The 13,664-nt window shown below is 58.4% G+C and carries 11 protein-coding genes; 8 read left to right on the forward strand and 3 right to left on the reverse strand.

What is annotated here, in order from left to right:
* Window positions 1–223: 223 nt before the first annotated feature.
* On the reverse strand, window positions 224–598 hold the full coding sequence (locus ACR0L1_RS21975; protein WP_480860812.1) for a cupin domain-containing protein: 375 nt from the start codon (window positions 596–598) through the stop codon (window positions 224–226).
* A 33-nt stretch (window positions 599–631) separates the two neighbouring features.
* Window positions 632–2,023 (reverse strand): alpha/beta fold hydrolase, encoded by a 1,392-nt coding sequence (locus tag ACR0L1_RS21980; protein ID WP_480860814.1) that lies wholly within the window; start codon window positions 2,021–2,023, stop codon window positions 632–634.
* Between the two features lie 185 nt (window positions 2,024–2,208).
* Between ACR0L1_RS21980 and ACR0L1_RS21985 the strand changes: the two genes are divergently transcribed.
* Window positions 2,209–2,622: a VOC family protein gene (locus tag ACR0L1_RS21985; RefSeq protein WP_480860816.1), complete on the forward strand. Its 414-nt coding sequence runs from the start codon at window positions 2,209–2,211 to the stop codon at window positions 2,620–2,622.
* On the opposite strand, the gene ACR0L1_RS21990 is transcribed toward ACR0L1_RS21985, so the two are convergent.
* Complete coding sequence (locus ACR0L1_RS21990; protein ID WP_480860839.1) at window positions 2,597–3,454, reverse strand: GntR family transcriptional regulator; 858 nt, start codon at window positions 3,452–3,454, stop codon at window positions 2,597–2,599. The genes ACR0L1_RS21985 and ACR0L1_RS21990 overlap by 26 nt on opposite strands.
* A gap of 163 nt (window positions 3,455–3,617) precedes the next feature.
* On the opposite strand from ACR0L1_RS21990, the gene mgrA reads away from it, so the two are divergent.
* From mgrA to ACR0L1_RS22025, 7 genes are all read left to right on the forward strand, one after another.
* Window positions 3,618–4,646 carry an L-glyceraldehyde 3-phosphate reductase gene (gene mgrA / locus ACR0L1_RS21995; protein ID WP_480504097.1) on the forward strand — a complete coding sequence of 343 codons (1,029 nt, stop codon included), beginning with the start codon at window positions 3,618–3,620 and terminating at the stop codon, window positions 4,644–4,646.
* A complete protein-coding gene (locus tag ACR0L1_RS22000) occupies window positions 4,622–5,581 on the forward strand; it encodes an NAD(P)-dependent oxidoreductase (RefSeq protein ID WP_480504096.1) in 960 nt (319 codons plus the stop codon). The genes mgrA and ACR0L1_RS22000 overlap by 25 nt, the downstream gene beginning before the upstream one ends.
* 83 nt (window positions 5,582–5,664) lie before the next feature.
* On the forward strand, window positions 5,665–7,878 hold the full coding sequence (locus ACR0L1_RS22005) for a hybrid sensor histidine kinase/response regulator (protein WP_480860819.1): 2,214 nt from the start codon (window positions 5,665–5,667) through the stop codon (window positions 7,876–7,878).
* 137 nt (window positions 7,879–8,015) lie between these two features.
* A complete protein-coding gene (locus ACR0L1_RS22010; protein WP_480860821.1) occupies window positions 8,016–9,122 on the forward strand; it encodes a cytochrome-c peroxidase in 1,107 nt (368 codons plus the stop codon).
* Between the two features lie 11 nt (window positions 9,123–9,133).
* The gene (locus tag ACR0L1_RS22015) at window positions 9,134–10,318 is read left to right on the forward strand and encodes a cytochrome-c peroxidase (protein WP_170790485.1); all 1,185 of its coding nucleotides are present in this window, start codon (window positions 9,134–9,136) and stop codon (window positions 10,316–10,318) included.
* A gap of 5 nt (window positions 10,319–10,323) precedes the next feature.
* On the forward strand, window positions 10,324–10,893 hold the full coding sequence (locus ACR0L1_RS22020; protein WP_170724694.1) for an arsenate reductase (azurin) small subunit: 570 nt from the start codon (window positions 10,324–10,326) through the stop codon (window positions 10,891–10,893).
* Window positions 10,894–10,910: 17 nt separating this feature from the next.
* Window positions 10,911–13,592 carry an arsenate reductase (azurin) large subunit gene (locus tag ACR0L1_RS22025; RefSeq protein ID WP_170790486.1) on the forward strand — a complete coding sequence of 894 codons (2,682 nt, stop codon included), beginning with the start codon at window positions 10,911–10,913 and terminating at the stop codon, window positions 13,590–13,592.
* Window positions 13,593–13,664: the final 72 nt, after the last annotated feature.

Consider the following 13,664-nt stretch of genomic DNA (forward strand, 5'->3'; position numbering starts at 1 on the left):
ATTAGGCACTGCAGATAAGCCTGAGAGCCTGTTTGTTCGATGAGTTCTCTGCAGCATGCAAACTTATGGGCAAATCGTACAAAGCTATGCGCAAATACCGCGTAAAGGTTTACGCAAAGTTCCAAGATTTTCTTTAGTCAAACCAACGTCGGCAATGCAGCGTTATGCGCAGACCTACAGGAAATCGCCGGAGGCATTTTCGCCATCAGCATTCCCGCTTCCGTCAGTCGAACCCGCCCGGTTTATGCCCGAAGAAGACCTTGATGACATCCTCGATGATGTTCCACGTCACGCGGCTGCCATCCCGGACGAAATAGCTATCTCCTACATCCAGATCGGTGGTGTGCCCTGTACTGTGGTCGATTATTTGGCAACGGCCAGACAGGATAGTCATCAGCTCATCCCCCTGTTCGGTGCATTCAAACGCGCCTTTGGTGCAGCGCCAGATGCCGGTGCGTGTTGCATGTCCGGGGCCGCCGTCGTCCATCCGGCCAGAGGCTTTGGGCTGACCTTCCAATATCTTGTAGTCGCTGCTGGGGTTGTCGAAAGGCCAGACCTCCAAGGGGCCGATTTCATCCAGCGTCGTGTATTTCCGCATAGTCGCTCTTTCATCTCTGTTTTGCGGGGCAGGTTAGCCGCCATGCTGCCGCAGGAAAGGGCCAATCTCCTGAAAAAACTCGTCAAAGCCCGCGTGCCCTCGGATCATGCAGTGATTGGCGCCCGGAAGTTCGACGAATTCGGCGGTTGGAACTTCACGCGCGGTTTCGCGGCCTTCGCTGATCGGGGCAGCCATGTCATCTCTGACATGCAACACCAATGTCGGCATGTTTAGCCGTTGTGCATCCGCGCGGGCATCCACATAAGCGTTCATCTCCATGATCCGCAGCGCCGTTTCGGGGCTGGCCGAGATACGCTGCATCTCATCAAAGCTTGCACCTTCTTCCGGAGTTGCGTCTGGCATATAAGATGAGGTGAAGAAATGGCGATAGACCGGATTGGGTGAGCCCCACCCGGCGGATACCATCGCGCGGGAGGCCTGATAGAATTGTTCGGCTTCGGCGTCGCCCCGCATCATGCGACCCCGGACATAGCCGCCCAGTAGGATCAGAAACTTGACGCGATCGGGGTATGTGGCTGCAAACCGGATCGAAAAGGCCGAGCCCTGGCTGATCCCGAACAGGCCGAATTGATCCAGCCCCGCTGCATCGGCGACGGCGATCATGTCGTCAATCATCCTATCCTCTGAAATATCACCCACATCCCAGTCCGAAAGCCCATTGCCGCGCTGATCGAACCGCACCAGATGGCAAAGCTTGGACATCTCGGACAGGAAATCGCCCCAGACGGGGCTGGTCCATTCATACTCGATATGGTTCAGCCAGTTCGGCGCTTTGAGCACGGGCGTCCCTTGTCCGGTCGAGGCCCAGGCCAGATTGACCCCGTCTGCCGATTTGCAGAACCTTACCCGCTGTTGCAGCGAGATATCGGGTGCCACACGCCGGGGGGCGGCCTGCGGTGACCAGTGCCAGACCCGGATCGGTCGGCTGATATTCTTGACGCGCTGCCCGCCCATATCCCGAAACGGCGTATCGACACGATCCTGCACGGCCTGATGCACAATGTCTGAGACGCAAACTCCGCCAGGCTCTGCCAGCCCCTCCAGTCTTGCGGCGACGTTGACACCGTCGCCAAAGATGTCGCCCTCATCGAAAATGACATCACCCAGATTGATGCCGACGCGGAAGCGGATCCTCTGATCATCTTCAAGATCTGTTTCATTCAGGTTCATCGCTTTTTGGATGTTCACGGCGCAGCGCACTGCGTCCTGAACGGATTCGAAGGTGGCCAACATGCCATCGCCAGTGGTTTTCACAATGCTGCCGCGGCTGCGCTCGATTTCGGGGTCGATCAATTCGCGTCGGTATTTCTTTTGCCGGGACAAAACGCCCAGTTCGTCCAGTTCCATCAGCCGGGAATACCCGACCATGTCAGCCGCCAGAATAGCCGAGAGCCGCTGTTCCATTCCCCCCTCCGTCTGCTGCACCTGTCTGGCGCTTAGGGGTCAGTATACGGGAAAGTGGCGGTCTTGTCGCAATAGCAAAGACATATCCTTGAATTTGCGGTTTCGCGGCGATGCGGAATGCGTAATCTTCGGGGCAAACCGAATGATTGCAGCCCATCGGATCAACGTCAGGATACGCACGGATCATGAAACTGGAATTCCACCACATCAACTATGTCTCGCAGGACGTGGAGCGCCTGCATCATTTCTACACGCACGTCCTCGGGCTGGACGACATCCCGATCGAGAACTTCCCCCGACCTGATGAGACCGAAGACAGCGGCTATAGCGGCAAGATCCGTTTTGCCACAGATGGTCATATGCAGATGCATCTGGCCGAGAAAGATCTTGGTGTGGCATTCAAACACAGTGAGTCCATCAATCCGGTTGAACGCGGGCATATTGCCTTCAGAACCGATGATATTGCGGCTTTCAAGAAATTGTTGGACGACAACGGCATCTCCTATTCCGACTATGGGACAGCCTTCGCCAAGGAATGGCACCAGGTGTTCTTTCAAGACCCAGAGGGCAACATCATCGAGGTTCATCAGGCGGTTTAGCAGTCGCTTGGGCAAAGCGGCGGCGGGTGGTGTCCAGATGCGCGGCCATCGCGGCCCGGGCCTTGCGCTTGTCCCGTCTTTCGATGCTGTCGATGATGGCAAGGTGATCGGCGGTGGCTGTCAGGTGATGGTCGAGCTGGTTTTCTAGCGGCCACAGGTAGTGGTGGTTAAAGATCATCGCAATCGCGTCCTGAAAGCCGACGATCAACCGGTTTCCCGCGTGATCATTCAGGAAGCGGTGAAACTTGGTGTCCAATGCCGGGAAATCCAACGTGGAAAGATCGGCGCTGGCGGTCACAGCCTGATGCTCTTGCCGCAACCGTGCCAGACCACCCCAGAACGGATGCTGCTCCGGCAGGCAGCACAGGTTTTCCACCGCGCGGCTTTCGAACATGACGCGAACCTCGTGCAGCTCCAACGCATATTGGCGGGTGACGCCCTCCAGCACCCAGCGCCTGTGGTGATCCTTGCGCACAAATCCAAACCGGCTGAGGCCGATCAGAAACTCGCGGATAGTTTGAACCGAGACATCCAACTGCCGCGCCAGTTGCCCTTCGTTCAGCCGCGTTCCGGGGCCCAGATCTTGATTGCGGATCATCTGCATGAACGCGGCTTCAAGCGCGTCGCGTGTGTCCATCGTTTGGGCGGCTGAAAAGTAATCGGCCTGTTCTGGCAGGCGCTGCACGTCATAGCTCCGTCCTTGTCGGGCAAGCAAACCCCTTTTTTCCAGATAGGACAGAACGGCCCGCACTGTAGTGCGGCTGACCCCCAAATGACGCGCCAATTGCGAGATATTGGTGACCTCTGCCCCGGCCATCAGCCTGTCCAGCATGGCATTGCAGGCGCTTTTGAAAACTCGGTCCGGGCGCGGCAAACTTGTGGTCCTTGATGTTCATTACGCTGTATTAAATGGGGTTAAAGACATTTGAGGGCAAGGGGCCGGACCCATATCATAGCGCCAACTCCGATCTGCTATATCGTCAGGATTTTCCCCAATGCCATATGTCCCCAGTGCCACCCGCTACGATAAAATGATTTATAACTCTTGCGGAAGCAGCGGGCTGAAACTGCCTGCTATCTCGTTGGGGTTGTGGCATAATTTCGGGCATGATCGCCCCCATCAGTTGAAGCAGGAGCTGTGCCGCACGGCCTTTGATCTGGGGATCACGCATTTCGATCTGGCAAACAATTATGGCCCGCCGCCAGGCAGCGCCGAAGAGGCGTTTGGCGAGATTTTGAAAACCGATTTCGCCGCATACCGTGATGAATTGGTCATCTCATCCAAGGCCGGGTATGGGATGTGGCCCGGCCCCTACGGCGAATGGGGCAGCCGAAAATACCTGATCGCCTCTTGTGACCAAAGCTTGAAACGGATGGGGCTCGACTATGTCGATATCTTTTATTCCCACCGGTTCGACCCGAACACACCGCTCGAGGAAACGATGGGCGCGTTGGATCAGATCGTGCGCTCTGGCAAGGCACTGTATGTCGGCATTTCGTCCTATAACTCGCAACGCACGCGCGAGGCTGCGGCTATTCTAAAGGATCTGGGTACGCCCTGTATCATCCATCAGCCCAGCTACAATATGATCAACCGTTGGGTGGAAACGGATGGGTTGAAAGCCACGCTGAAAGAGCTGGGGATCGGGTCCATCGCCTTCACGCCGCTGGCGCAAGGAATGCTGACCGGAAAATACCTGAATGGCCTGCCGGAAGGCAGTCGCGCCACCGAGGACAAGTCCCTCAACCCCGACCTGCTGACCGAAGCCACCATGCAGAATTTGCGCAACCTTGATGCCATCGCCAATCGGCGCGGTCAGACGCTGGCGCAGATGGCAATTGCCTGGGTGCTGCGCGAGGGCGGGATCACAACTGCTTTGATTGGGGCATCGCGGACGGAACAGATCGTTGACTGTGTCGGCGCGCTGAAGAACATTGAATTCACGTCCGAAGAACTGGCCGAGATCGACCTCTATTCCTCCAATGGCGAGGTCAATCTGTGGACCCAGTCCTCGGACGCCTGAGCCGCGACAGCAACAAAGGAAATCCCATGAACAAACCCGTAATCGGTTTTATCGGCGTTGGCCTGATGGGCCATGGCATGGCCAAGAACATCGTGGAAAACGGCTATCCGCTGGTGGTGATGGCGCATCGTAATCGCCAACCGGTCGAAGACCTGTTGCAGCGCGGCGCGACCGAGGTTCATTCGGCTCGTGAGATGGCCGAGGCCTGCGACATCATCCACCTCTGTGTCTCAGGCAGTCCACAAGTGGAACAGCTGGTGCGGGCCCCCGACGGGATCATCGCCGCAGGAAAAAAGGGTTTGATCGTTGTGGATTGTTCCACCTCGGACCCGGTTTCGACCCTGCAGCTGGCCGAGGAACTCCGTGGCGCAGGCATGGACCTGGCCGACGCTCCGCTGGGGCGCACCCCGAAAGAGGCCGAGGCCGGAACGCTGGATGCCATGGTTGGCGCGTCGCCCGAGACTTTTGCGCGCATCAAGCCGGTGATTGACTGCTGGGCCGGGCTGGTTGTCCACATGGGTGAGGTCGGATTGGGCCACAAAATGAAGCTGATCAACAACTTCGTCGCCATGGGCTATGCGGTCCTGTATTCCGAGGCGCTGGCCGTGGCCCGAAAGTCGGGTCTGAGCGCGGAACAGGTGGATTCCGTTCTGCGCCCCGGTCGTTTGTCGAACGGGTTCTACGAGACCTTTATGAAATGGACGCTGGAGCGAGACGAAAACGCTCATCGTTTTGCCATCACCAACGCGCATAAGGACATGCGGTACCTTTCGAACCTGGCCAACAGCATCGGTGCGGTCACGCCGGTTCAGGCGACTCTGCGCAATGCCTTCGCGGCCATGGAGGCTGCGGGCCGGGGTGAGGACTACGTTCCCATGATGGCCGATTTCATTGCGGAAACAAACGGTTTGGGCGACGACGTCCCCAAAGCGTAGATATGCCGCGCCCGCAGCCATAGCCTGCGCGTATAAAACGTGACACACCTTTTCCTGTTGATCCAATTGGGAAGGGTGCAGGCATGAGCGACAGTCCCGACGTGATAAGCGGGTCTCTGAAGCGACCCTTGGCGGTGGCCTTTGCGATTGGCCTTGCGCTCGTGATCATCCTGTCTGTGTTTCTTTACATGTCACGCGAGACCGGTGCGCGCATTGGTGAAATGCGGGTGGCATGGCAGGAATACTCAGCCGAGACCACGCCGCGTGGTTATTGGATTTCAGATATCCGCGAGGATTTCGGCTATGGCGGCCTGATTCACAATTTCAAGAACTACGTCTTGCGACATGACCCGGACTTGGGGCCGCGTCTGCGGCGGCAATCGCAAAGTTTGCTCGGGACGATTGCGGCCTATCGCGCCTCGAACCCGTCTCCGACGGAACTGGAGGCCCTTCAACAGATTGAGGCCGTGGCGCTGGAATATACTGGCAATATTCCCCTGATTGAGGATGGCATTGCCGCCGGTCTAAGCGCCGAACAAATCGACGCCTTGGTCCGTGTCGATGACAATGATGCTTTGGCAGCGCTGGCAACGCTTGAAACCCTGTGGGTGCAGGAGCGTGACAGAAGCTTGTCCGGTATGGTGCGTGCCTTTTCGGATGGCGAACGTCTGGTGCGCAACTTCTCGGTCCTGTTGATCGGGCTGATCGTTCTGGTCGGGTTCATTGCCATCCTCACGACGTTTCTGATCACCAACATCCTGCGCGCCAACCGTCGTCTGAAGGCCGAACTGGCGCTGCGTGAACAGGTTGAGCTGGCCGAGCGCAAGCTGGCGCGTGCGGTCGAACAAAGCCCGGCCTCGATCATCATCACGGATACTGATCTGAAGATCGAATATGCCAACCGCAAGTTCTTTGAACTCAGCGGCTATGGTCCGTCAGAGGTTTATGGCCATTCGCCCAAAATGCTGCAATCGGGACATTCGGGGCAGGGGGTTTACGGCGACCTGAAGGCCAAGCTGAGAAACGGTCAAAGCTGGTATGGTGTGTTTCGCAACCTGCGCAAAGATGGGACGCATTACTGGGTCTCGACCGCGATTTTCCCGCTGGTCGATCAGAATGGCAGCATCACCCACTATATCGGTATCGGCGAGGACATGACCGAATCCCGCCGCACCCGCGAGCAATTCGCACAGGTGCAGAAGATGGAGGCCGTGGGCATTTTGGCAGGCTCGGTCGCGCATGATTTCAATAACGTGTTGATGAGCGTCATCGGCAATGCCGAGCTGATCGAACTGGACGCCGAAGACAACGAGGACATCCAGACCTCGGTCGATCATATTCGTATCGCGGCACGTCGGGCGCAGGCGCTGGTACGCAAGATGCTAACCTTTGCCCGCCAACGGCCCCGCAACCCTCAGCGCGGCGATATGGTCAAAGCCACGCAAGAGGCGCTGGACCTGATCAAGGTCGCCGCCCCACCTAGTATCGAGACCCGCTTTGACGTCGACATAGATCAGGCCTTTGCGGAGTTTGACGGCACACTGTTTTTCCAGACCCTGCTGAACCTGTGCCACAACGCGTTCGAGGCGATCGGCGATCACCCGGGCGAGGTTGTGTTGCGCATCAGCCAAGCCGAAGACACTGCGTTGGACGACCTGCCGGACGATGCGATTGGCGTAATCCGGTTGGACGTAACCGATGACGGGCCGGGAATGACGCCCGAAGTACAGGACAAGCTATTCGAGCCCTTCTTCTCGACCAAACCTGTGGGCAAGGGCACTGGTCTGGGCATGGCCATCGTCCGCAACAGTGTCGAGGAATGCCGCGGTCGGGTCGAATTGCATTCGGAACCCGACAAGGGAACTCGGTTCAGCCTCTTCTATCCGATGATGCCGGTTCTAAGCGCGCAACAGCAGGAAGAGGCGCGCGCCGTCACGGGGGATGAGCACATCCTGCTGGTCGATGACGACGAAAACATCCTCTATGTCACGCGCCGGTTGCTGACGCGCTATGGCTACCGGGTCGAGGCCTATTCCGAGCCGATGCGCGCGCTGGATGCCTTTAGGGCGGCCCCGGACAGCTATGACGTAATTGTGTCGGATTTGATGATGCCGGGGCTGATGGGGACCGATCTTATCGCGTCTGCACGGGCTATCCGACCGAATGTTCCGACGATTCTGGTCAGCAGTTATTTTGATGATGCAGAAAGCCCGGCTGAAGGCGATACGACGGTACGAGTACAGAAACCCTTTGATGTTCAGAGTCTTGCGCGGATTGTACGATCTCTTGTTCCCTGACGCCTGTTACATTTCTTAACATCTTTTCACGTCTTTTCATCGCGTCCAAATCAGTACGACACAACTGCCCCCTAAGGTTCGCCGTGCCGGTTCTCGGCCAAACCGAGTGATCGGAATAGCGATAAAGGGGCTTTTAGATGACAACCAAAGCCAGAACATGGTTCTCGGCGCTGTCGACAGTTTCGCTGCTGACGATGAGTGCTGCGTTCCCGGTTCACCAGGCCCTGGCAGACCAGCCGGGCCCGGTAGAAGCCATAGAGTTCGATCCAGCCAAGGCGGCCCTTGGCAAACGACTTTTCTTTGATCCGCGCCTGTCCGGCGACGCTGCGCTGTCCTGTTCCAGTTGCCACCAGCCGGAAAACGGTTTTACCGACGGGCAGGCCCTGTCGGATGCCTATACGGGCAACCTGCATTTCCGCAACGTGCCAACGCTGATCAACAGCGCCAAGCGCGAGGCATGGTTCCATGACGGGCGGATAGGCACCAACCTGAATGACGTGACCCGCGAAAGCATCACCGAGACCTATTCCATGAACATGGACATGCGTCTTATGCAGGAACGCATCAAGCAGGACCCGGTCTATGTCGAGATGTTCGAAGCCGCCGGATTTGGTGAGCCTTCGAACGGTGGCGTGCGTAACGCGATCCCGGAATATCTGAAAACGCTGATCTCGCGCGGTGCGCCCTACGACACCGGCGAGATGTCGGACGAGGCCAAGGCAGGCTATGAGCTGTTCAACGCCAGCGGCTGTAACTCGTGCCACTCGGGCGAGCGGTTCACCGACGATCTGCCGCACAATATCGGCGTCGGCGACAACCCTGACATCTGGGCGGACCCGACACGGCACATCACCTTTGTGACCATGATGAAGTTCCTCGGCGTCGAGAACTACATGAACCTGCGTGCTGACCCCGGAGCATATATCCGCACACACACCGCTGACACGTTCGGCACCTTCATGACCCCCACGCTGCGCGAGCTGACCTATACCGCGCCGTATATGCACAACGGCACGATGGAAACGCTCGAAGATGTGGTGGCCTTCTACAACGCCGGTGGCGGTGACGATGAAAACAAGGATCCGCGCATCAAGCCGTTGAACCTTTCCGAGACCGAACAAGCGCAGCTGGTGGCCTTCCTGAAGGCACTGTCCGGCGAGCCGCTGACCGGGCCCGAATTCGTCGCCGAAGAGATCGATACGGATTATGCGCCGATCGAAAACTGGCGTGAAACAACAAACTGAGGAGTGGACCCATGAAAGACCTTAAGTCTTACCTTTCAGGCACAATCGCCACCGCTGCCTTGTTTGCTGCCATCGGTTCGCAAGCGTTTGCTGCGGACAGTATCGCGATCGAGGCCGGTATCGGCGGCGCAGACCCCGACCCCGATGCGCCGCTGGTGGCGCTGGGCGAGCCGCCCATCCCGCTGGACAACCCGCAGACCGAGGCCAAGATCGAACTGGGCAAGATGCTGTTCTTCGATCCGCGGCTGGGCGGGAACGAGACAACGCCATGTTCGGCCTGTCACCTGCCGGATGTGGGCTGGGACGTCGAAGCGCCGATCTCGTTCGGTTATCCCGGCACGACTCACTGGCGCAACAGCCAGACCATCGTGAACTCGGCTTACTACGGCAAGCTGTTCTGGGCGGGATCAAGTAAGAGCCTTGAAAGCCAGGCCAAATCCGCTGCAGGCGGTGCAGTCGCCGGCAACGGCGAGGCCGACATGATGGAGGCCCGTCTGGCTTTTGTGCCCGAGTACGTTGAACGCTTTAATGACGTCTTCGGCGATCAGTGGCCGCGTATCAGCAACGCATGGCGCGCAATCGCTGCGTTTGAACGCACCATCGTTCAGACCGACACACCCTTCGACAACTATCTGCGCGGGGATGATGCGGCGCTGAGTGACGAACAGAAACGCGGGTTGGAGCTGTTCACCGGCAAGGCGCAATGTTCCGAATGCCACAACGGCGCTCTGCTGTCGGATGAGAAATACTACAACACCGGCGTTCCACCTTATAGCGGCTGGGAAGATGACGGTCTGGCGCAAGTGACCTTCCGGTATGAGCTTTACTCCAAAGGCTCGACCGAGGATTTCTATCGCCACACCAAGGACGACCCCGGCTTTTATTTCCGCACCAAGGAAAAGGCCGATCTGGGCAAGTTCCGCACACCGAGCCTGCGCTACACCCTCTACACCGAACCCTACATGCATAACGGCATGTTGGAGACGCTTGAGGACGTAGTCGAGTTCTACAACCAGGGCGGCGGCGAGAATGAATTCGCAGCAACCAAATCCGATCTGATCCAGCCGCTTGGCCTGAACGATCAGGAGAAAGCGGATCTGGTCGCCTTCCTGAAATCCCTGTCCGGTGACGAGATTCTGGTCGAAGAACCCGATCTGCCGGATTACCAGCCGCTTCCCGCGGCAGCAGAGGAGTAAGCGTCATGAAAGATCATAACGCAACCGGATGCAGCTGTTCGGGTGAGGCCAAGAAGGCCTGCACCGTGAACCGCCGCCAGTTCCTGTTCGCCTCGGGCGCAACAACCTTTGCCGTGATGGTGGCCATGCCCACTCGCCACGGTCAGGCAGAACAGGTGCCCGCATTGGTATCCACCTATCCGCGCAAGTTGATCGGCAAACTGTCCGAGCTGGAACAGGATGTCCCGGTCGAGTTCTATTACCCCGACGAGGGCGACTACTCGGACTCGATTCTGGTCAAGACCGGCGTGGAAAGTGGCGGTGGCATCGGTCCGCAAAAGGACGTTGTGGCCTTCAACCTCACCTGCACCCACCAGGGCGGGTCGATGTATGACAGCTACAAGCCTGAACATAAGGTGCTGGGCCCGTGCCCGCTGCACCTGTCCACCTATGACGTGACACGGCACGGCATCCTCGTTTCGGGGCAAGCCTATCAGTCGCTGCCGCAGGTCCTTTTGGAACTGGACGGTGATGACATCTACGCCGTCGGCATGTTCGGCCTGATCTACGGCCGCTACGACAACCTGATTGCATAAGGGAAGGGGATACTCACATGGCAACCCCGTATTACGTACCCGAAACCAACGTCCCACTGCCGCCCAAAGGCGCCGAGGTCATCTCGACCGCCTGCGACTACTGCATCGTGGCCTGTGGCTACAAAGTCTACCGCTGGCCTGTGACGGCCAAGCCGGGTGGGCCTACAGCGGACGAAAACGCCTTTGGCGAGGATTTCCCTGTTGCACCCTTGGGTGCATGGGTCGCGCCGAACCAGCACAATATCGTTCTGCACAAAGGTCAGCCGCACCACGTGGTGATCATCCCTGACAAGGACACGCAATACGTCAACACCGACGGCGACAGTTCCTTGCGGGGCGGGTGTATTGCGCAGAAATGCTATAACCCGCAGACACCGACTCGTGACCGCCTGAAGACACCGCTGATGCGGATCTATGGCACGCTGATGCCGGTTCCGTGGGATCTGGCGCTGGATGTGGCGGCCGAGGTGGGCAACCACGTCATCGCCAAGCACGGCACCAATGCCTATGGCGTGAAAACCTTCAGCTATCAGTATATCGAGAACACCTATGCGATCTCGAAATACGCGCTGCGCCATATCAACACCGCGAACTTCACCTTCCACGACACGCCGTCCGACGTGACCTCGACCCCCGGTTTTCGGGATGCGGGGTTTGACAACTTCGGCCCGTCCTACGAGGACTGGCGCGATGCGGAAACCCTTCTGGTTTGCGGTACTGACCCGTATGAGACCAAGACCATCCTCTATACCCAGTGGATGATGAAGGGGATGCAGAACGGTCAGAAAGAGATCTATCTGATCCCGCGCAGCTCGGCCGGTGTGGCCCATGCGGTCAAGATGGGCGGCCTGCACATCGACGTTCTGCCCGGCACCGACCTACTGGTCGTCAACGCCATTGCCCGCGTCATCGTGGAAAATGGCTGGGAGGACAGCGACTGGATCAAGAAATGGGTCAACAACAAGTGGGAAAGCTCGTCCGGCTTCGGTCAGGGCACCCGCAACACGCCATGGCAGTGGCGTACGACCTGGGGCAAGTTCCAGACCAAAGGCTTTGAAGACTGGAAAGAGTGGCTGCTGTCGCAGGACGAGTTCTCGCCCGAGACCGCTGCCGCCATGGCCGAAATCGACGTGCAGAAAATCTATACTGCCGCCGAATGGCTGGCCAAACCCAAGGCGGATGGCACACGGCCCAAAACCTCGGTCATGATCGAGAAAGGGTTCTACTGGTCCAACAACACCGGCAACACACAGGCGATTTCCGCGCTGGGCATCATCTGTGGCTGCGGCGGTCGTCCGGGTCAGGTCATTGGCCGGGCCGGTGGTCACCAGCGGGGTGGCGTGAAGGGCGGGAAATACCCGCGCAACAAATCGCCCGAGAAACTGCCCGGTCGTCGTCGCCGCGCCATGGATACCGACCGGTATCTGATCGCAGGTCATACCCGTATGGCCCATGTGATCGGCACCACCTGGATCCAGTCCATGTGCGGCAGCCAGCAACTGGCCGACAAGTTCGAGGAGCTGACCGTCCGCAACCCGCACCAGATTGCCTCTTTCGACAAGCAAGAGATGATCGATACGCTGAAGGCCCGCGCCGACAGCGGCGGTATGGTGGTGATCAACCAGGACATCTATCTGCAGGACCCGATCGGCAATCGCTATGCCGACATCGTGTTCCCCGCAGCGACCTGGGGTGAAGAGGACTTTTTGCGCGCCAATGGCGAACGCCGTCTGCGTCTGTACCAGAAGTTCTATGATGCGCCCGGTGCGGCGAAACCCGACTGGTGGATCATTGCGCAACTGGCACAGCGGATGGGCTTTGACGGGTTCGACTGGCAGAACTCGAACGAGGTTGCCGAAGAGGCCGTGCGCTTTACCCGCGGGTCGCGCAAGGACTTCCACGCGGTGTTCCGTCTGGCCAAGGCCGAAGGTAAGGGCCTGCACCAGAAGGTCCGTGAATTCGGAACGGATGGGGTGCAATGCCCGGTCATGCTGGATACCGATGGGGTCACGCTGATTGAAACCAAGCGTCTGCACGACACAACCCGCGAACTGCCCGATACCGGTGCAGCTGGTGCGGATGTGTTCAACAAGAAGCTGACGCATTTCAACAGCCAGACCGGCAAGTGCAACATCCAGAAATCGCCTTGGGGCCTGTTCTCGGACTATTGGGAATGGCTTAAACCCAACAAGGAAGAAGGCGAGCTTTGGGCGACCTCCGGTCGGATCAACGAACGCTGGCAGTCTGGCTTTGATGACCGTCGCCGCCCGTATATCGTGCAGCGCTGGCCGGAAAACTGGGTCGAAATCCACCCCGACGATGCGGCTGAACGCGGCATCGAAAGCGGCGACTACGTGATGGTCTACTCGGAACGCGTTCCGGGCAACAAGACCACGCTGCTGGGTGTGGAAGGCGATGACTTCCAGTTCTCGAAACTGATGGAGAACGGGCATATCGAACTGACCAAAGCGGCGATCACCGCCGTGGCCATGGTCACGCCCGCCATCAAGAAAAGCGTGGTCTACATGGACTTCCTGCACATGCAGCAGCCCGCGAACGCGCTTGAGGGCCGGATCGTCGACTGGATCAGTGGCAACTACAACTACAAGATGGGCGTTGCCAAGCTGCGCAAACTGGGGCCGAGCCCCTACAAAACCTCGTTCCGTACGATGTCCTTCGCACCGCGCGACATCGCCTGACGTGTTTCCGGGGGGCGGTCGCCATGCTGCCCCTCGGGTCTGGTCCCACTGCAGAAGGGACCACCTGGAAGG

This window comes from Ruegeria sp. J8, from assembly GCF_056531925.1.

Bases quoted from the DNA above. Each gene is read 5' to 3' on its own strand.
- ACR0L1_RS21975 (WP_480860812.1), bottom strand. From the start codon at position 598: ATGCGGAAATACACGACGCTGGATGAAATCGGCCCCTTGGAGGTCTGG.
- ACR0L1_RS21980 (WP_480860814.1), bottom strand. From the start codon at position 2,023: ATGGAACAGCGGCTCTCGGCTATTCTGGCGGCTGACATGGTCGGGTAT.
- ACR0L1_RS21985 (WP_480860816.1), top strand. From the start codon at position 2,209: ATGAAACTGGAATTCCACCACATCAACTATGTCTCGCAGGACGTGGAG.
- ACR0L1_RS21990 (WP_480860839.1), bottom strand. From the start codon at position 3,454: ATGCTGGACAGGCTGATGGCCGGGGCAGAGGTCACCAATATCTCGCAA.
- mgrA (WP_480504097.1), top strand. From the start codon at position 3,618: ATGCCATATGTCCCCAGTGCCACCCGCTACGATAAAATGATTTATAAC.
- ACR0L1_RS22005 (WP_480860819.1), top strand. From the start codon at position 5,665: ATGAGCGACAGTCCCGACGTGATAAGCGGGTCTCTGAAGCGACCCTTG.
- ACR0L1_RS22010 (WP_480860821.1), top strand. From the start codon at position 8,016: ATGACAACCAAAGCCAGAACATGGTTCTCGGCGCTGTCGACAGTTTCG.
- ACR0L1_RS22015 (WP_170790485.1), top strand. From the start codon at position 9,134: ATGAAAGACCTTAAGTCTTACCTTTCAGGCACAATCGCCACCGCTGCC.
- ACR0L1_RS22020 (WP_170724694.1), top strand. From the start codon at position 10,324: ATGAAAGATCATAACGCAACCGGATGCAGCTGTTCGGGTGAGGCCAAG.
- ACR0L1_RS22025 (WP_170790486.1), top strand. From the start codon at position 10,911: ATGGCAACCCCGTATTACGTACCCGAAACCAACGTCCCACTGCCGCCC.